This window comes from Ruegeria sp. AM7 (assembly GCF_056535965.1).
This window is the reverse complement of the sequence record NZ_JBQFJE010000003.1, coordinates 1,934,846-1,952,279: the sequence shown is the minus strand read 5'-3', so window position 1 is coordinate 1,952,279 and position 17,434 is coordinate 1,934,846. Positions and strand designations below refer to the sequence as shown.

The 17,434-nt window shown below is 57.8% G+C and carries 19 protein-coding genes and 1 tRNA gene; 11 read left to right on the top strand and 9 right to left on the bottom strand.

Going from position 1 to position 17,434, the window contains the following annotated elements:
- Positions 1-80: 80 nt before the first annotated feature.
- From ACR3EG_RS13675 to ACR3EG_RS13660, 4 genes are read left to right on the top strand one after another with little or no spacing between them, the layout of a single operon-like run.
- Positions 81-548, top strand: a complete 468-nt coding sequence (locus ACR3EG_RS13675) for an EF-hand domain-containing protein (protein WP_480496496.1) — start codon at positions 81-83, stop codon at positions 546-548.
- A 6-nt stretch (positions 549-554) separates the two neighbouring features.
- On the top strand, positions 555-1,175 hold the full coding sequence (locus ACR3EG_RS13670) for an RNA polymerase sigma factor (RefSeq protein WP_480496494.1): 621 nt from the start codon (positions 555-557) through the stop codon (positions 1,173-1,175).
- The gene (locus tag ACR3EG_RS13665; RefSeq protein WP_234899558.1) at positions 1,156-1,509 is read left to right on the top strand and encodes a hypothetical protein; all 354 of its coding nucleotides are present in this window, start codon (positions 1,156-1,158) and stop codon (positions 1,507-1,509) included. Before ACR3EG_RS13670 ends, ACR3EG_RS13665 begins: the two co-directional genes overlap by 20 nt.
- On the top strand, positions 1,506-1,979 hold the full coding sequence (locus ACR3EG_RS13660) for a periplasmic heavy metal sensor (protein ID WP_480496492.1): 474 nt from the start codon (positions 1,506-1,508) through the stop codon (positions 1,977-1,979). Before ACR3EG_RS13665 ends, ACR3EG_RS13660 begins: the two co-directional genes overlap by 4 nt.
- 4 nt (positions 1,980-1,983) lie before the next feature.
- Here the strand turns inward: ACR3EG_RS13660 and ACR3EG_RS13655 are convergent, their stop codons facing one another.
- The gene (locus tag ACR3EG_RS13655; protein WP_480496490.1) at positions 1,984-3,372 is read right to left on the bottom strand and encodes a diguanylate cyclase; all 1,389 of its coding nucleotides are present in this window, start codon (positions 3,370-3,372) and stop codon (positions 1,984-1,986) included.
- An 87-nt stretch (positions 3,373-3,459) separates the two neighbouring features.
- Here ACR3EG_RS13655 and ACR3EG_RS13650 point away from each other — a divergent pair, with 87 nt between their 5' ends.
- From ACR3EG_RS13650 to ACR3EG_RS13630, 5 genes are all read left to right on the top strand, one after another.
- Positions 3,460-3,744 carry a DUF3572 domain-containing protein gene (locus ACR3EG_RS13650; RefSeq protein WP_480496488.1) on the top strand — a complete coding sequence of 95 codons (285 nt, stop codon included), beginning with the start codon at positions 3,460-3,462 and terminating at the stop codon, positions 3,742-3,744.
- Between the two features lie 23 nt (positions 3,745-3,767).
- Entirely contained in the window at positions 3,768-4,460 is a 693-nt protein-coding gene (locus ACR3EG_RS13645) for an HAD family hydrolase (protein ID WP_480496580.1), read from the top strand.
- 121 nt (positions 4,461-4,581) lie between these two features.
- Entirely contained in the window at positions 4,582-6,141 is a 1,560-nt protein-coding gene (locus tag ACR3EG_RS13640; protein WP_480496486.1) for a trimethylamine methyltransferase family protein, read from the top strand.
- 121 nt (positions 6,142-6,262) lie between these two features.
- Positions 6,263-6,850 carry a heme NO-binding domain-containing protein gene (locus ACR3EG_RS13635; protein WP_480496484.1) on the top strand — a complete coding sequence of 196 codons (588 nt, stop codon included), beginning with the start codon at positions 6,263-6,265 and terminating at the stop codon, positions 6,848-6,850.
- Positions 6,847-7,869 carry a GGDEF domain-containing protein gene (locus ACR3EG_RS13630; RefSeq protein ID WP_209198472.1) on the top strand — a complete coding sequence of 341 codons (1,023 nt, stop codon included), beginning with the start codon at positions 6,847-6,849 and terminating at the stop codon, positions 7,867-7,869. The genes ACR3EG_RS13635 and ACR3EG_RS13630 overlap by 4 nt, the downstream gene beginning before the upstream one ends.
- An 11-nt stretch (positions 7,870-7,880) precedes the next feature.
- Here ACR3EG_RS13630 and ACR3EG_RS13625 read toward each other — a convergent pair whose 3' ends face one another.
- The 8 genes from ACR3EG_RS13625 to ACR3EG_RS13590 form a co-directional block, all read right to left on the bottom strand.
- Complete coding sequence (locus tag ACR3EG_RS13625; protein ID WP_480496482.1) at positions 7,881-8,579, bottom strand: CbiX/SirB N-terminal domain-containing protein; 699 nt, start codon at positions 8,577-8,579, stop codon at positions 7,881-7,883.
- A 71-nt stretch (positions 8,580-8,650) separates the two neighbouring features.
- Positions 8,651-9,583, bottom strand: a complete 933-nt coding sequence (locus ACR3EG_RS13620) for an AEC family transporter (protein WP_480496480.1) — start codon at positions 9,581-9,583, stop codon at positions 8,651-8,653.
- 42 nt (positions 9,584-9,625) lie between these two features.
- Positions 9,626-10,423 (bottom strand): MBL fold metallo-hydrolase, encoded by a 798-nt coding sequence (locus ACR3EG_RS13615; protein WP_480496478.1) that lies wholly within the window; start codon positions 10,421-10,423, stop codon positions 9,626-9,628.
- Complete coding sequence (locus ACR3EG_RS13610) at positions 10,420-11,226, bottom strand: TatD family hydrolase (protein WP_480496476.1); 807 nt, start codon at positions 11,224-11,226, stop codon at positions 10,420-10,422. The genes ACR3EG_RS13615 and ACR3EG_RS13610 overlap by 4 nt, the downstream gene beginning before the upstream one ends.
- Positions 11,223-12,344 carry a DNA polymerase III subunit delta' gene (locus ACR3EG_RS13605; protein WP_480496474.1) on the bottom strand — a complete coding sequence of 374 codons (1,122 nt, stop codon included), beginning with the start codon at positions 12,342-12,344 and terminating at the stop codon, positions 11,223-11,225. Before ACR3EG_RS13605 ends, ACR3EG_RS13610 begins: the two co-directional genes overlap by 4 nt.
- Before the next feature lie 10 nt (positions 12,345-12,354).
- Entirely contained in the window at positions 12,355-12,963 is a 609-nt protein-coding gene (gene tmk / locus ACR3EG_RS13600) for a dTMP kinase (protein ID WP_480496472.1), read from the bottom strand.
- 12 nt (positions 12,964-12,975) lie between these two features.
- On the bottom strand, positions 12,976-14,109 hold the full coding sequence (locus tag ACR3EG_RS13595; RefSeq protein ID WP_480496578.1) for a D-alanyl-D-alanine carboxypeptidase family protein: 1,134 nt from the start codon (positions 14,107-14,109) through the stop codon (positions 12,976-12,978).
- 49 nt (positions 14,110-14,158) lie between these two features.
- Positions 14,159-15,304, bottom strand: coding sequence for an SPOR domain-containing protein (locus tag ACR3EG_RS13590; protein WP_480496470.1), 1,146 nt, complete (start codon positions 15,302-15,304; stop codon positions 14,159-14,161).
- Between the two features lie 201 nt (positions 15,305-15,505).
- On the opposite strand from ACR3EG_RS13590, the gene ACR3EG_RS13585 reads away from it, so the two are divergent.
- Both ACR3EG_RS13585 and ACR3EG_RS13580 read left to right on the top strand, forming a co-directional pair.
- A tRNA-Ser gene (locus tag ACR3EG_RS13585) sits at positions 15,506-15,595 on the top strand.
- Positions 15,596-16,160: 565 nt separating this feature from the next.
- Positions 16,161-17,411: an ABC transporter substrate-binding protein gene (locus ACR3EG_RS13580; protein ID WP_480496468.1), complete on the top strand. Its 1,251-nt coding sequence runs from the start codon at positions 16,161-16,163 to the stop codon at positions 17,409-17,411.
- Positions 17,412-17,434 lie beyond the last annotated feature (23 nt).

Here is a 17,434-nt window from a genome sequence, read left to right as displayed (position 1 = left end):
TCGCGACGGAACCCGGGCGCCGCATCGTTTGAACCCATGTAAGCAGCGGCAAAAGGGCCGCGAAATCAAAGGAAAACGATATGAAAACCGCCAAATTCATCCCGGTAGTCCTGATCGCGGCTGTGGCCGTCACCGGCACCTCTGTACTGGCCGCAGGGTCGCGTGATCGCGAACCTGTGACTTTCCAGGAACTGGATGCCAACAGCGATGGCCAGGTGACGAAGGAAGAAATGCTGGCCCATCGCAGCAAACGCTTTACTGATGCGGATACAAACGGAGATGGGCAGTTGACCATTGAAGAGATGCAGGCCGCTGGCCAGAAAAGGGTCAATGACCGTGTGACCACGATGTTCGAGAAGCATGACGCCAATCAGGACGGGTCTCTGAGTCAGGACGAGTTGCCGAAACCGCGCCGCGCTGACAAGATGTTTGATCGTATAGACGCGGATAGTAATGGGTCGATCTCGGAACAGGAATTTGCCGATGCGAAGGACAAGATGGGTCGGCACCACAAAAAGCGGGCAAAGTCGGACACTGACGACAGCTGATGCAGGATGGAGGCTCTGACGTCCTCATCCACTTCCATCCGCAGCCAGTCACGTGCTGCGGATATGCCCAGCGACGATACGTTGCTGGGCCTTTTCGCACAGGGTGATGCCGCAGCTGCTCGTATTTTGACGGACCGTTTGGGGCCGCGGTGTTTGTCGGTCGCAATGCGCATGCTGGGCAACCGAACCGAGGCTGAAGATATCACTCAAGATGCGATGATGCGGCTGTGGAAAGTTGCGCCGGATTGGGTATCGGGGCAGGCGAAAGTGTCGACGTGGCTGTATCGCGTGACGATGAACCTGTGCGTTGATCACTTGCGCAAGAACAAACCTGACCGGCTTGCTGACGCGCCCGAGCCAGAAGATGGCAGTCCGAGTGTAGCGGACCTTATGCAGGACGAAGCCCGCAAGGATGCGCTTCAGCTGGCACTGGAGCAGCTGCCCGAACGGCAACGTCAGGCAGTTATTTTGCGGCACATAGAAGAGCTGCCAAACCCCGAGATCGCCGGTGTCATGGGGATTTCGGTAGAAGCGGTTGAAAGCCTGACCGCACGTGGCAAGCGGGCCTTGGCCGGGATTCTGGCAGGGCGTCGCGAGGAATTGGGGTATGACGATGACCGAAGATGAAAAAAATCTGGACGAGATGTTTGCGACGGCCCGTGAGAACCGGCCTTTGCTTTCTGATGATCTGACGGTTCGTATCCTGACAGATGCAGAGCAGGTACGCCTAAATCAGATCAAAGCTGCTGACAGGCCCCGACGTTCTTATTGGGCTAGGGTGTTAGATGGTATCGGCGGCTGGCACAGCTTTGGTGGTTTGGTGGCGGCCAGCGCCGCCGGCGTTTGGATCGGCTTTGCTGCGCCCGACTTTTTGCCGGACCCTGCGACCTATATCTACCAGCAAGAAGCCGGGCTTGCTCTGGCCGATTTGGACACTTCATTTCTGGAGGGCGCGGAATGAGCGACAATCCTAAACCAAAACGCAGATGGGTGAAGGTTCTGTTGGCCGTATCTTTGGGGTTCAACCTTCTTGTGGTTGGTGTCGCCGTAGGAACTGTGCTGCGGGTAAAGGGCGGAGATCATGCCAAGGCGCCTCCGGGATTTGGATCGGCGCTGTACCGGGCCTTGCCGAAAGAGGACCGAAAGGCACTGCGTGGGCAACTTTCAGCGCGCCATAAAACCGGATCGAAGGATCGGGTCCGGAATTTCGAGATCCTCAGTGCTACCTTGAGGGAAGTCCCTTTTGACCCCGAGACGGTGCAAGATATCTTGTTGCAGCAGTCACAGTCTTTGGCGGAGTTGCAGTCAAACTTGCAAGGTCAATGGCTAGAGCAGGTCACCGACATGACTGACGCGGAACGCGCGCTTTACGCCGACCGCCTTGACGAGGTTGTGCGTCATGGTCCTCATGGCAAGAAGAGGAAGAATTAGTGCCTCAGGCCGCGCATTGCCTGACCCTGACCTGGTTGCGCCCTGCCTTTTTGGCAGCATAAAGCGCCGTATCGGCGGACTTGATCAGGTCATCTAGTGGCTCAGTTTGAAATGGAGTGGGCAGGGTTGTGATTAGACCGATACTGATAGTGACTGGAACGGGTTCTGTATTGTCCGGTAGCGAGAACGGTTTTTGTCTGATGCAATTACACAGTGATCGCGCAACATTGACCGCTCTCGTTTCAGTGGCATGAGGTAGCCCGATCATGAATTCTTCGCCACCAATCCGCGCGACAAAACCATTGGATCCGATTGCACGTTCCATCCGGGTTCCCGCCTCGGTCAGAACGATATCCCCGCCGGCGTGGCCATACCGGTCATTGATGGATTTGAAATGGTCTAGATCAGCCAGCATAACGGCAAAACCCTGACCTAGCTGTAACGACTTGCGCGCGATCTGATCCATAGCCCGCATGGCGTATCGGCGGTTGTGCAGACCGGTCAGAGGATCAATCCAAGATTCCGCAATTCCCCTGTGAAGCGATGCGCGCATCTGATCCATCTGGGTTTTGCGGGCAAGCCTGTTGGTCAGTCGCTGCCTAACCTCCTCAACACAGAAGCCTCCCATGCAAACCGCGTCAGCCCCACGGTCGAGTGCTTCGGCGGCGAGCGTCGCGTTATTACGGTCAAGTACCGCGATCAATACTGTGCGACGTGTGGCCGCTCGGGACTTCAGATCCGCCAGAACATTGAGCCCCGCCAGTGTTGTGCCGACTTCTATTACAATTGCGTCTGGGACCGGCCCTGATAAAACGCCCTGCAGGTTCGAAGAAGTGTGCGCGGAGACGTTATGTCTTGTCTGATCCGCAAGCAAATTTCGCCACGCGGTACCAGATCGCGCAGTTCTGGCCAAAACGGCCACGCGAGACGGTTTGGGTGGCGCGATCAGACTTACTGCGGGCTCGGCGAAACCCAATGGTTGAACGTTTGTGGTTAGCTTCAGATCCTGAGTCTCAGCACGAGCGCGCAACAGACTGCGGACCTGCGCCAGCAGAAGCGAATCCTTAAAGGGATGCACCAGCACATCGTCCAGCCCGTCCGAAAGGGCTTTCAGCCGGGCGGCTTTGTCGTTTTGCGCCGCTATCGCAACAACAGGGACATCGGCTAAGTCCGGATCAGCCGCAAGAAGCTGTTTGACATCAGCAGCTGTTCCATCCGGCAGAGTCTGGGCCGTGAGAACCAGATCAGGCCGTGTTCGCCGTAAAAGCCCAGCCAGCCCTTCCAGTTTTTCACCTTGCACGACGTGGTACCATGCTGCGGTCAACTGAACCTTCAGCATGATGCGATTGGTCGAGGTCCCGTCGAGGACAAGGATAGTTCCCTGCACGGACATATCTGTCACCGTTGATTGCATGCGTTGCCAAAGTGTTTATGAGTCTGGTTAACAAACCCTTTCCAAGATCAATCCCGGGGTCTCTTTATGCCAATCTCTGCTGAATCTGCCGAAACGCTGGCGCTGAATGTTCTGGCTTGGCTTGCTGGAAATGAGGAACTGTTGCCTGTTTTTCTTGGGTCAACTGGCGCTTCGGCTGAGGATCTGCGCGACAGGGCTGCAGAGCCGGAATTTCTTGGTTCGATTCTTGAATTCCTCATGCTTGACGATTCGTGGGTTGTGGAATTCTGTGACGCCAATTCTGTGCCTTATGATCTTCCCGGACAGGCGCGTGCGGTTTTGTCCGGGGCGGCCGACATGCATTGGACCTGATGAAAACACTTCTGGAGCTTGAGATGCCGATAGACGCACTTCTGTTCGACAAGGACGGAACTCTGTTCGATTTTGCCGATACCTGGGGTGCTTTCGGGCGCAATATGTTGCTGCGCCTGACCGATGGGGATCATGGCAGGGCAAGGGTGCTGGGTCGTGTGATCGGCTTCGATCTGGATCAAGTCACATACTCGGAAGACAGCATCGTGATTGCAGGAACAGTCGAAGAAGTGGCCGAAACGCTGGCACCACACTTGGCGGAGATGCCACGAGACGCCCTGATCGACCTGTTGAACGCAGAATCCGCCTCGGCTCCACAGGCGCAAGCAGTGCCGTTGACCCCGTTTCTTGACGGGTTGCGGGAGGCGGGACTCAAGCTGGGTGTTGCAACAAATGACGGCGAAGCGCCAGCGCTGGAGCATTTGGCATCAGCCGGTATTCGAGATCATTTCGATTTTGTTGCTGGTTATGACAGCGGCCATGGGTTCAAGCCGGGTCCGGGGCAGTTGCTGGCCTTTGCCGCGCATGTGAATCTGCCGCCTGAACGCGTCGCTATGGTTGGTGACAGTCTTCATGATCTTCAGGCGGGTCGGGCAGCGGGTATGACGACGATCGGTGTGCTGACGGGCTTGGCTCCGGCTGAAGTTCTGCAACCCATGGCGGATGTCGTATTACCAAATATCGGCCACATACCGGACTGGTTGACACGAAACTGATCGCCTAAGTTCCAGAATCGGCGCATCGGACCTCAAAACCGACAAGAGGTGTCGCAGACAGAGCGGCCACATGCCTTGCTTCGAGGCTTGCTTGACAAAAGACAAGCTCGCGGAGGATTCAATGGCAGAGGCGAAAACACGCAAACGTCGCAGCGGCGGGCGGGCAGGAGCAGCCGAACGCAGGGGCAGCGCGGTTATTGACCAGATGCCGTGGAGCCCACCGATCAATATCGACAAGCCGACCGAGCCGCTGGACGAGGCGGGAATTCAAGCGATCCACGAGGGCGCAATGCGCATTCTCGAAGAGATAGGTGTCGAATTCTACAATGAAGAAGCTATCGATATCCTTCGTAAGGCCGGTTGCACCATCGAAGGGGATAACGTCCGTATGGGGCGGGATTTTGTTATGGAGATGGTGGGCAAGGCACCATCATCTTTCACGATCACGCCGCGCAATCCGGATCGCCGGATCGAAATCGGCGGTCGCAACCTGTTGTTTGGTAATGTGTCATCGCCTCCGAATTATTGGGATATGGAGATCGGTACCAAGGTTCCGGGAAACCGTGAAATGTGCCGAAATCTGCTGAAACTGACTCAGTATTTCAACTGTATTCATTTCGCAGGCGGATACCCGGTCGAGCCTGTGGATATCCACGCAAGTGTCCGGCATCTGGATGTGCTCTATGACAAGTTGACCCTCACCGACAAAGCGATGCATGCGTATTCGTTGGGTAAGGAACGTGTCGAAGACGTCATGGAAATGGTGCGGATCGCTGGTGGGCACAGCCACGAAGAATTCGAGGCAGAACCCCGGATGTACACCAACATCAACTCGACCTCGCCGCTAAAACATGACCACCCGATGATCGACGGCTGTTTGAGGTTGGCGCGACGAGGGCAAGCGATTGTTGTAACTCCCTTCACGCTGGCCGGAGCGATGGCCCCGGTAACAATGGCGGGTGCGGTGGCGCAATCGCTGGCCGAGGCTCTGTGTGCGATTGCTCTGTTCCAGTACGTCCGGCCGGGCATACCCTGCGTAATCGGGACGTTCACATCGAATGTAGACATGAAATCCGGTGCGCCCGCGTTTGGAACGCCCGAGTACATGCGTTCGACGCAGATGACCGGACAAATGGCGCGGTTTTATGGCCTGCCCATGCGGTCATCTGGGGTCTGCGCAGCCAACGTACCCGACGGTCAGTCGGTTTGGGAAACCTCGAACTCGCTTTGGGCGGCTGTGCAGTCCGGCACAAATATGGTGTATCACGCGGCCGGGTGGCTGGAAGGGGGGCTGATCGCCAGCCCCGAAAAGTTTATCATGGATTGCGAAATTTTACAGCAAATCCAACGCTATATGCAGCCCGAGATCACGGCGACGGGACCGGATGAGATCGCTTTGGACGCGATCCGCGCGGTCGGGAATGACGGTCACTTCTTTGGCATTCAGCACACTCAGGATCGCTATACCACAGCGTTCTACCAACCGTTTCTGAGTGACTGGAAGAATTATGAAGGCTGGGACGTTGCGGGCGGTATTTGGACGGCGGAACGAGCCCATCACATGTTCAAGGAAATCATTACCAGTTTTGAGCCCCCGGAAATAGATGAGGGCATTCGTGAAGAACTTGCAGACTTTGTCGAGCGTCGTAAAGCCGAAGGGGGCGCTCCGACTGATTTTTAGTGCAAAGCCAATGACTTCCACTTTGAGACTTATGCGTGTTTTGCATCTCGGAACTTGCATTTTCGCGTTTTGTTAAGGATTTCTGAGTCACAGTGCATCGGAAACCAAACCGAGGCTTCCCATGCATGGTCTGATAAACCGGGCAGTACAGTCCTTTGTAAGCGCGACATACGGGCAATCTTGCTGGATGCGGGTGACCGATGCCGCAGATCTTGGTTTTACCGAGTTCGAGGCAATGCTGGTTTACGATGACGCGATGACCACGCGGGTTCTGGATGCGCTTTGTGCCGAATTAAACCGCCCACGAGCAGAGATTCTGGAAGATCTGGGAACTTATTTGGTTTCGCACCCCAATATGGAGGATTTGCGTCGTCTACTCCGATTCGGCGGTGAAACGTATGTAGAGTTCCTGCATTCTTTGGATGATCTTTCGGACCGGGTCAGATTGGCGGTATCCGATTTGCGCTTGCCTCTTCTGGAGCTGCGAGAGGTCTCTTCGTCAGAGTATCACTTGCACTGCTATTCGGGTTTGCCGGGGTATGCCAGTGTCATGGTTGGGGTATTGCGCGCTGTGGCCGACGACTACGGGGCGCTTGCCTTCCTTACACATGAAGGACAGCAAGGTGAGGTCGAAGTCATCACGATTGCACTCGTTGAAAGCGCATTTTCCGCCGGGCGGAATTTCGATCTGGGGGCCAGGAAGCCATGATCGAAATCGATGATCTTGCAGGTATGCTTGGGACTTTGTGTCCGATGTTTGTTCTTGTGGATGGTGAGGGTAGAATCGCTCAGGTCGGTCCGACCTTGCAGAAATTGCGTCCAGATCAGCCAATGCCTGGAAAAGACTTTTTGGAAGTATTCGAGCTTGTCAGACCTCGCAAAGTGTCGACGCTCGCAGCGCTCGTGTCCTTGGCCGGAGCGAAGTTGCACCTGAAAATAAAGGGTGAGCCACACACAGCGCTCAAGGGGTTGATCGCTCCTTTGCCAAACGGGCAGGGGGCGGTGATAAACCTGTCCTTCGGAATTTCTATTTTGGATGCGGTTCGTGACTATGCGCTGACCAGTGCGGATTTCTCAGGAACGGATCTCGCGATCGAGCTACTTTATCTGGTCGAGGCTAAGTCTGCCGCGATGGAGGCGTCGCGATCTTTGAACCTGCGCCTGCAGGGCGCGATGCTGGCGGCCGAGGAACAGGCATACACCGATATGCTGACCGGGTTGAAAAACCGCCGGGCCATGGATGTGTTGCTTGGGCATTTGGCTTCTGGTGACGCGCCATTTGCCTTGATGCATCTGGATCTGGATTTCTTCAAGTCAGTGAACGACAGATACGGTCACGCGGCGGGCGACTATGTCCTGCAACAGGCGGCTTGTATTATGGTCGAAGAAACCCGAAACGACGATACTGTCGCAAGGGTTGGTGGCGATGAATTTGTCATCATCTTCAAACACCTGATCGACGAATCTGTTCTGTCCGCAATTGCGTCCCGCCTGATTGACAGGTTGCGACAACCCATGATCTTTGAGGGGTCCGTGTGTCAGATATCAGCTAGTATTGGCACTGCGTTGTCGACGCAGTTTCAGGCGCCGAAAGCAGCCGAGATTTTGAATGCGGCAGATCAGGCCCTCTATGAAGCCAAGCGAATGGGGCGATCAAGGCATTGCCTGTATTCGTCATTTCTGGGTCAGCGCATACAAATCGCGCCGTCGCAAGCCTCGCCGCACTAAGCGTTCTCGACTTAAACTTTTTCGAAAGCCTGTGCCAGAACAGCCGCGATGTGGCGTTTTACTCCGGGCAGTTCGCCTATTACAGGTATGACCTTCCCTTGAAATCCAGCTTGTTCCAATTCCTGAGGTACATCTTCCAACACATGACCGCCGCGGCACGCGAAGAAAGGCAGGCAAAGCGCGATTTGCCCAGAGTTTGCTGCCGCCTCAGAAATCGAAGGGGCCTCTTCAACGAATCCTACCCGGATGGACTTCAGCTTGATCCTCTCACTCAAGAGTTCCGCGAACTGATTGGCGACAGCCGAAGGATTGCGGCTGCGACCCGATCCATGTGCAGCGAGGATCAAGTTGCACTGGTCTGTTGACCATGTGTTTGTTTGAGTGGCAGATCCTATCGCCTCGGCAGCGATGGCTGGAAGGGCTTTATCAACGCCAAGAGGATCGAGGATGCGCAATTCTCTTCCCCCCAGCCGTTTTGGCAAAGCGCTAGTGACAAACCAACCTTTGGCCATGAACAATGGGTAAATCACCGTGTCGTCAGGTAAGTCGTCCAGGCAGTGTTCTAGTCTGCTTGGCGCAGCGAGCGTTGCAGAAGTGACATTCACCCCACCGCACATTTCATTCACCTCGGCCGCATAAGCCGCCAGGGCCGCTTCGGCTGGCTCGGGGTCAGACGGTTGACCGTGGGCGACAATTACAGCGTTTGGCATAGGTGCGATCCTGCTTGCTTCTGCCAAAGGTGGCGTGTGTTTTGGCGAAGTCAATGCGCCTTGCGAACGTATTAACCCAACAACGTAAGCCACAGCCAGACCGTCAGGATTGAGGCCCCGGTGCCGACTAAAACGGAGGAGGCCGCGACCCGTTTGGCGCGGCCATACATGTTCGCGAATATATAGGCGTTAAAGCCGGGTGCCATGGCAGCGTTCAGTACGCCTGAGCGGAACAAGTCTTGCGGCAATCCCACAGTCGAGCCGAACAACCAGACAAGGCTGGGGTGCAGCATAAGCGAAACGCCGCAGACATAAGCAATGGTGCGCAAATCACCCTCGGGTCGATATTTGACCAGTACGCCGCCCAAGGCAAACAACGCGCCGGGCAGTGCCGCACGGGTGATCAGGCCAAGAGCGTCATCGACCACTCCGGGCACACCGATCCCGGATAGGTTTACGATAAACCCCAAGGCTATCCCAAGGATCAGTGCATTGCGAAACATAGCTGACAAGACCGAGCGCACCATCCGCGCGCTGCCCTGACCTCGGCTGCGCATGACCTCCATCACGGTGATGCCGATGCCGTAACAGAAGGGGGCGTGAAAGGCGATGATTGCATAGTTCCCCGCGAGGTTTTCAGGGCCATAAGCGCGCTCGGTAATGGGCAGCCCCAGCAGGACTGAATTCGAGAACAGGCAGCAAAAGCCGATGGCCACGCAGTCTTCCCACTCACGTCTGAAAATCAGGCGGGCGCCGAACAGACCTGCGCAGAAACACAGGCCCGCGGCCGTATAGAAGCTAAATAGCAGGCGTGGGTCGAAACTGGCGCTGAGGTCCAGATTGGCGATAGCCAGAAACAGCAGGCACGGGATGGCGAACCCCTGAGTGAACTTCATCAGCCCGTCGATATGGGCCTCTTTGAAATAGCCCAACGCGGTGGCTGTGTACCCGGCACCGATCACCAGAAATACTGGCAGGATGACGTCGATCAGGCTTTGCAGCATGGTGCCATCCTGTGGAGTATTGCGGCAGGCACCATGGGCAATTTAAAGGGCCTGATGGATCACCATGCCATCATAGGCAGGGGTGATGTGGTCGGCGGTTTCAGCCTCGACCGTCGCGTAGTCCAAATCGATGTGCATATTGGTCAGCACCGCGCGCTTGGGCTGGAGCTGTTCGATCCAACCAAGCGTCTTTTCCAGATGCGCGTGAGTTGGATGCGGCGTGCGGCGCAGCGCGTCGATGACAAGACAGTCCAGCCCTTGCAGCGCAGGCCATGCGTCGTCATAGATCTCGGCCACGTCTGGCAAATAGACCAGTCCGCCAATCCTAAAGCCCAACGCGTCGATCGAGCCGTGATTAACCTTAAACGGCTGTAACGGGATCGGGCCGCCGGGGCCGTCGATCTCGAACGGGCCACTGATGGTTTTCAGATCAAGGATCGGCGGGTAGGGCGAGCTGTCAGGCTGGATGAACGCATATCCGAACCGCCCGAGCAGGTCGTTCTGAGTGTCGCCATCGGCCCAGACGGGCACACGGGTGCGCATGTTGAACACGATCATGCGCAGGTCGTCGATGCCGTGGACGTGGTCGGCATGGCTGTGGGTGTAGACCACCCCGTCCAGCCGCCCGGTGCCCGTATCCAGTAACTGACTGCGCATATCCGGTGTTGTGTCGATCAGGACTGAGGTTGTGCCCTCGGACCCGCCCCGTTCCACCAGCATCGAGCACCGACGGCGGATGTTCTTTGGGTTCTCGGGATCACACTCGCCCCAGTGCCCGCCCAGCCGAGGCACGCCGCCGGAAGACCCGCAGCCCAGAATGGTGCAGCGCAGCTGGGTCATGCAGCCGCCTTGTAGGTCGCGGCTTTGGTAAACAGCCGCTCGAAGTTCAACTGGGTCTGCGCGGCGAAATCGGCATAGTCCATGCCGAACACCTCGGCCCCTTTGCGGGCGGTGTGGGCGGTATAGGCGGGCTCGTTGCGTTTGCCGCGAAACGGGGGCGGGGCCAGATAGGGCGCATCGGTTTCAACCAGAACGCGGTCGACCGGGGCGGTGGCGAAGATATCGCGCAGCTCCTGGCTTTTGGGGAAGGCCGCGATGCCGGACATGGACAGGTAAAAACCCAGATCCAGCGCGGCTTTGGCCAGTTCCGCCGATGAGGAAAAGCAGTGCATCACGCAGGTATAAGGCGCGTTGCGATATTCCTCGGCCAGAATGCGGGCCATGTCCTCGTCCGCAGCGCGGGCATGGATGATCAGCGGCAGTCCAGTGCGCTGGGCCGCCTCGATATGGATGCGCAGCGATTGCTTCTGCACCTCGGCGCTGTCGGCGGTGTAGTGGTAATCCAGCCCGGTTTCACCAATACCAACGAACTTGGGATGCCGGGACAGTGCGACCAGTTCGTCTACGGTGACCATCGCCTCATCCGCAGCGCTCATGGGGTGGGTGCCGGCGGCGTAGAAGACGGGGGCGTGGGCCTCGGCTATCGCGCGGACACTGGGTTCGTTGCGCAGTTTGGTGCAGATCGTGACCATTCGGGTCACACCCGCGTCAATCGCGTTGGCGACGATCTGGTCCAGCTGGCCTTCGAAATCGGGGAAGTCCAGATGGCAATGGCTGTCGGTGATTTGGGGGGTGTCGCTCATCTGCTCTGACCGGCGGTTTCCTGTATCTTGAACACCGTATCTAGGACCAGAGCGGCAGGGTCAAGGTTCACCGCCTGACCATGTCGTGCGCGGGCGGTGATTGTCGCAGCCACCTCGGCCCATTTGCGGGCCTGATGGGGGGATTGAGACAGGCCCGACAGGATTTCGGCCTCATTTGGGGCGGCTTCGGGCAGGGGGGCTGCGCCGGTCGCGCCGGTCAGGGCAAGGCGTGATAGGGCCACGTCGATCAGGGTTAGCAGCAACTCGAACCGCTCAGCCGCGCCGCGCTGGGCGGCGGCCTCGGCCAGTTTCAGGGCGCGTTGACGGTCCATGCGGGGCAGGGTGCCGAGGATGGCGATGAATTCGGCATAGATCTCGAGCCCGCCGAGGTTGATCAGGCGCACCGCGTCCCCGACCGAGCCAGCGGCGAGGGCAGCCAGATGATCCGGCTGCGCGGGCAATTCGGCCCCGGTTTGCGCCAGTGCGGACTGAATGTCTTCTGCCCCTAACGGGGACAGGCGCAGGGTTCGACAACGCGACCGGATTGTTGGCAAAAGGCGTGAGGGCTGGTGTGAGATCAACAGCAGCGTCGTACGCGCGGGCGGTTCTTCCAGCATTTTCAACAAGGCGTTGGCAGCGCTGACATTCATCTCATCGGCTGAATCCACGATGACCACGCGCCGCCCGCCATCGGCCGAAGACAGACCGAAGAATTTGCCCAGCTTGCGGATGTCATCGACCACGATCTCATTGCGCAAGCGTCCCTGATCGTTCAGAGACCGTGTGATGGTGGCAAGGCCGGGCTCGGCCCCGGCCTGAATGCGGTGGGTGACGGGGTGGTCGGGGTCGATCGCGAGCGTATTAGGGGGCGGGGGTGCACCGAACAGCCCGTCATCCTCGGCCGGAGGGGTCGCCAGCAGGAACCGTGCGATCTGCCAAGCCAGAGTCGCTTTACCCACGCCGCGCGGGCCGGTGAGCAGCCAGCCGTGGTGCAGACGGTCCGAGTTATAAGCGTTCAGAAACGCCTGTTCAGCCTCGGACTGCCCGAACAAGGTCGCGGTTTCGCGCGGGTGCGGGGCACCGGGGGCCTGATCCGGGGTGGGGGTGTCGTCGCTCATGGGTCGTCCGTCACAAGGATTGCAGGACGATATCTGTCACATCGCGGGCTACACTGTCCATGTCTCGGTTGCCATCAATCACGCGAAAGCGGTCCGAGAACTCTTCGGCCAGCGCCAGAAACCCGGAGCGCATTTTCTGTTGCAATTCCAGTCCGAAATCCTCGAACCGTTCTTCTGTGCCTTGCCGCCCTTTGGCGCGGGACAGGCCGATTTCCGGGTCCATGTCGATCAGGACGGTCAGGTCGGGTTCGCGCCCGATCATCAGCTTGTGCAACTGATCGACCAGAGGGCGCAGATTGCCGCGCGACATGCCCTGATACATGCGGGTGCTGTCGGCGAAGCGGTCGCAAATTACGACCTTTCCTGCCGCCAGCGCAGGCTCAATAGTGCGCTCCAGGTGGTCGCGGCGGGCGGCGGTGAACAGCAGCAGCTCGGTCTCGGCAGACCAACGGTCCGGATCACCTTCCAGTACCAGCCGGCGAATTTCCTCGGCCCCGGCTGAACCGCCGGGTTCGCGGGTCAGAACAACGTCGCGACCCAATCCGCGCAAGTGATCGGCCAACATACGCGCCTGCGAGGACTTGCCCGACCCATCAATGCCTTCAAATGTCAGAAACACGCGGTGCCCTTGTCAAAAAGCGTCCAGAGGGTTGCCGATCACATCGGTCAGAACGATCCCTCCGACGGTCATCATCCGAACCAGAAAACCACCCGCGGCCACATCCTGTACTGCGACCAGAGAGCGCCGAATTTCGGGCAGACCTTCAGGCTTGATGACCAGTTCGGCCAGTTTCTGACCCTTGGCAATCGGAGCGTTGATCGGGCCGTCATAGACGACCTCGGCAGCTACGTTTTCGTCGCCCAGAACCGGCAGCAGGATGTTCAGATCGTCTTCGGGTACAAGGCCAACCGTCTTTTGCGCCCCCATCCAAACCTCTGCCTCGGCTATCGGCGCGTCTTTGTTGGCAATTGTCCTCTCGACAAAATTTCGAAACGACCAGTTAACCACGGCCTCGGCCTCCTCTGCCCGGGCGCCGGTACTGTCCAGGCCGGTGAGCACAAAGATCACCCTGCGATCACCCTGCTTGGCCGAGCCAACAAGTCCGTAGCCGGCCTCTTGCGTGTGGCCGGTTTTCAAACCATCCGCACCGATCCCCAGCTTCAACAACGGGTTGCGGTTGCGCTTGTTCGAAGGCGCGCGGCCATCGAATTCAAACTCTTCCTCGGCGAACAGGGGATAATATTCTGGGAAATCTGTGATCAACCGATCGGCCAGTATGGCAAGATCGTGAACCGACATCATGTGCCCGGCTGCAGGCCAGCCGTTCGAGTTGGCAAAAGTGGAATTGTCCATACCCAACTGTTCCGCGCGCTGTGTCATATACCGAGCGAAACCTGCCTCGGTTCCGTCAGGGCTGAGCGCCTCGGCGATGACAACACAGGCGTCATTGCCGGACAGAACGATGATGCCGCGCAGTAAGTCCTCGACTGACACGCGGTCTTGTGTGTTCAGGAACATCGTCGAGCCGCCATAGCTCATGGCGTGTTCAGACACGGGTAGGGTTTCGTTCAGGGTAAGACGTCCATCCCGCAACGCCTCGAACGCGACATATAGGGTCATGAGCTTCGACATTGAGGCAGGGGGCAAGGGTTGTTCGGCGTCTTTCGACAAAAGCACAGTGCCTGTTGTCTGGTCCATCACATAGGCTGCGCGGGCGGTTGTATCAAAGGCGAAGGCGGGCAGAGCGGTCAGCGCCAACCCCATTGCCAGAACGGATGATCGCAAAGTGGACAGCACAGTAACCTCCTGCTTTTCAGTTCTTGACGACGAAAGCGTCGGTAAAGCCCAGATCCTTGACGTCGCGCTGCAAAGCGGTGCGTTCGCCCCGGGTTTTGGCGGGGCCGACAAGAACTCTCCAGACTGATTTCTCGCCGGTTTTTAACTCGCGTACTTCGGTTGTCAGGCCATTGCGGCGAATTTTCCGGGCAGCGCTTTCAGCATTTTCTTCGACGCTGAATGTGCCAACCTGAACATATGGTTTGGATACCGAAGCAGTATCGGATTCTGCCGATGCCGCAGCGGAGGGCGGGGTTGGTTCAGATGCCTCAATCGCCGCCGCAGCCCCTTCAATCGGGTCTAGCGATGTCTGGGTGATTTCGTCAGAAGATTTCTTTTGCCACCATTTCTTCTTGGTGGACGCGTCCGCAGGCGGGGTGACTTCGGGATCAGACAGAGTGGAAGTCGCCACCTCAGTCGCAGCTTCAACGGCAGTCTCGGCAACTTCGGTCGTGGTCTCGGCGGCGGCATCCGCTGCCACAGCGGCAGTGCCCGCAGCAGCAGCGGCGGTTTCCTTTTTCTGCCACCACTTCCGCTTGGGTTTATCTTCTGCCTCGGCGGTTTGATCTTCGGTCGGAGTGTCGCCTGTAGCCGGTTCTGCGACCTCGGGTTCCGGAGCGGTTTCCGGTTCTGCTTTTGGCGCAGGCTCGACGGGTTTACGCCGCAGGGCGACGACCTCGACCCGTGTTGGAGAACCGGCGAGAATGCCAAGCTTTACTGCTGCGTCAGACGACAGCTGCAATGCAGGGCCCGGCAAGTTGCGTTCTCGCCGGAACAAAGCGCCTGTGACTGTCTTGTTGTTTGCGGTGTTCTTGATGCGGACGCGCTCTGGCTGGGTGACATCAGGATGTGCGATCCAGATTCCACCAAGGGACGGACGGCCATCCCACAACCCGGCCTCGGTCAATGCGAACACCTCGGGTGCCTCGACATCGTCACGGGGGTTTCCGGTCGCTTCGGGGAAAATCTCTCGTTTTGCTGAGTTCTGCGCGCTGTCCGAAGACGCCTCGGTCGCTTCGTTTCCGGTTTCAAGTGCTTCTTCGCATCCGGCCAGAACCAAAGACATCACGGCCAGAAGCGCAAACGCCAGAGGCTTTGCGCGTGTTTCGGTCGCTCGATCCATCGTGTTATCCCTTGCCTGTAAGGGGTCTGTTTTCTGAACCCCACCGCGTTTCGCCGGTTCTGCAACGCCGGTCTGATACGGATTGTGGCCCGATCATAGCGTGAGCAAGGTATCAAGGAAAGACCGCTGCGACAGCTTCGGCAAGAATTCCCTATTTGGTCTTGCCACCGGTTTGCGTTCGCCTTAGACCCAGCTTCACGCGGGGAGGTGGCAGAGTGGTCGAATGCGGCGGTCTTGAAAACCGTTGAACGTGAGAGCGTTCCCAGGGTTCGAATCCCTGTCTCCCCGCCACTTGCGCACATAGGTTGAAGCGTTGGTCAAACGCGCGCCTATTCGCAATCTGCACACCTTGTAATTAAGCCACTCTGATTTCTGATTAACCGCAACATCCAATGCGGCCCGATTTCGCGCGATTATAACGCCGTTGGAAGTTGTGTGGCGATGTAAGGTATCGGACCAACCGGTCATTCCACGGTCTTTTCCAGACAGCACAGACCGGTCGCCTGCATCGGTTATGACCAGCTTGTCTATGAAAACACTGGACGAACCATTCTTGGTGACCAATGATAGCGCTTACAGTCCATCGGCAGAGATCAGGGTGACGATGTCATTTTTGCTTTGAAGCGCCCGCCGTTCAGAAGCGGAGCCTGATGGATCAAAGTCTGGTTGAATTGACCTCATAGGGCCAGTCAGACGCGGGAGGGACAGCGGACATGACTTGTCCGTTTTGTCTTCGAGGTGAGTTGGGCGACCCTTCGTCCCGGCGATGTCTGGGACAGTTGGGTAATGCAAAACGCAAGACAAAGGGCCTGCAAAAGGTCCGTTCAACGATATCGCATTTAGGGAGGAAACAAGAATGCGTAATCTGCTTAAGACGAAGTCTCTGATTGTGGCAGGGCTACTGGCTACGACCAGCCTGGCGCAAGCTGAAGAGGTCGAGGTTCTGCACTGGTGGACCTCGGGTGGTGAAGCTGCCGCGCTGAACGTACTTAAGGACGACCTGTCCGGGCAGGGTATCGGATGGACCGATATGCCGGTCGCCGGTGGCGGCGGTGAGCAGGCTATGACCGTTTTGCGCGCCCGTGTCACGGCTGGCAATGCACCGACTGCCGTTCAGGCCCTGGGCTTTGATATTTTGGATTGGGCCAATCAGGGTGCCTTGGCAGACCTGAACGATGTCGCCGCGAAAGAAGGGTGGGACGATGTGGTCCCGGATGCGCTGAAAGCCTTCGCCAAGAGCGACGGCAAATGGGTTGCGGCCCCGGTGAACGTGCACTCGACCAACTGGGTCTGGGCGAACAAGGCGGTTTTGGATGCAAACGGCATCGCGCAACCCACCAACTGGGATGAGTTCGTTTCGGCGGTTGAGACCCTGAAAGCGGCCGGGGTCACTCCGATCGCGCATGGTGGTCAAGCGTGGCAGGATGCAACTGTGTTTGACGCGATTGCAATGTCCACTCTGGGGCCCGACGGTTACAAGGCGGCCTTCATTGATCTGGACGAAGACATGCTGGGCGGCGATGCCATGAAAGAAGCCTTCGACCGTATGGCCTTTGTCCGCGACAACGTGGATGAGAACTTTTCGGGACGCGACTGGAACCTTGCCACCGCCATGGTCATCAACGGTGAGGCTGGTTTCCAGATGATGGGTGACTGGGCCAAAGGTGAATTCCTAAACGCCGGTAAGGTTCCGGGGCAGGACTTCTTGTGTTTCCGTTTCCCAGGTACGCAAGATCAAGTCACCTTCAATGCCGACCAGTTCATGATGTTCGACCAAGGCGGTTCGGTTTCGGCCGAACAGGCCGCGTTGGCCAGCGCCATTCTGTCGCCAAGCTTCCAGATTGCGTTCAACAAGGTGAAGGGTTCCGTCCCGGCCCGGACCGACGTGGATGGCAGCGATCTGGATGCTTGTGGTCAGCAAGGCATGAAAGATCTGGCTGCCGCAGCGTCTTCTGGCAACCTGTTCGGTTCGATGGCGCACGGCCATGCAGCACCTGCATCGGTGAAGAACGCGATCTATGACGTGGTGACCGCGCATTTTAACGGTGAATATGACAGCGAAACGGCTGTGACCGAGCTGGTTGACGCTGTCTCGATCGCCAAGTGATCCACCTGTGATCCTTTCGATAG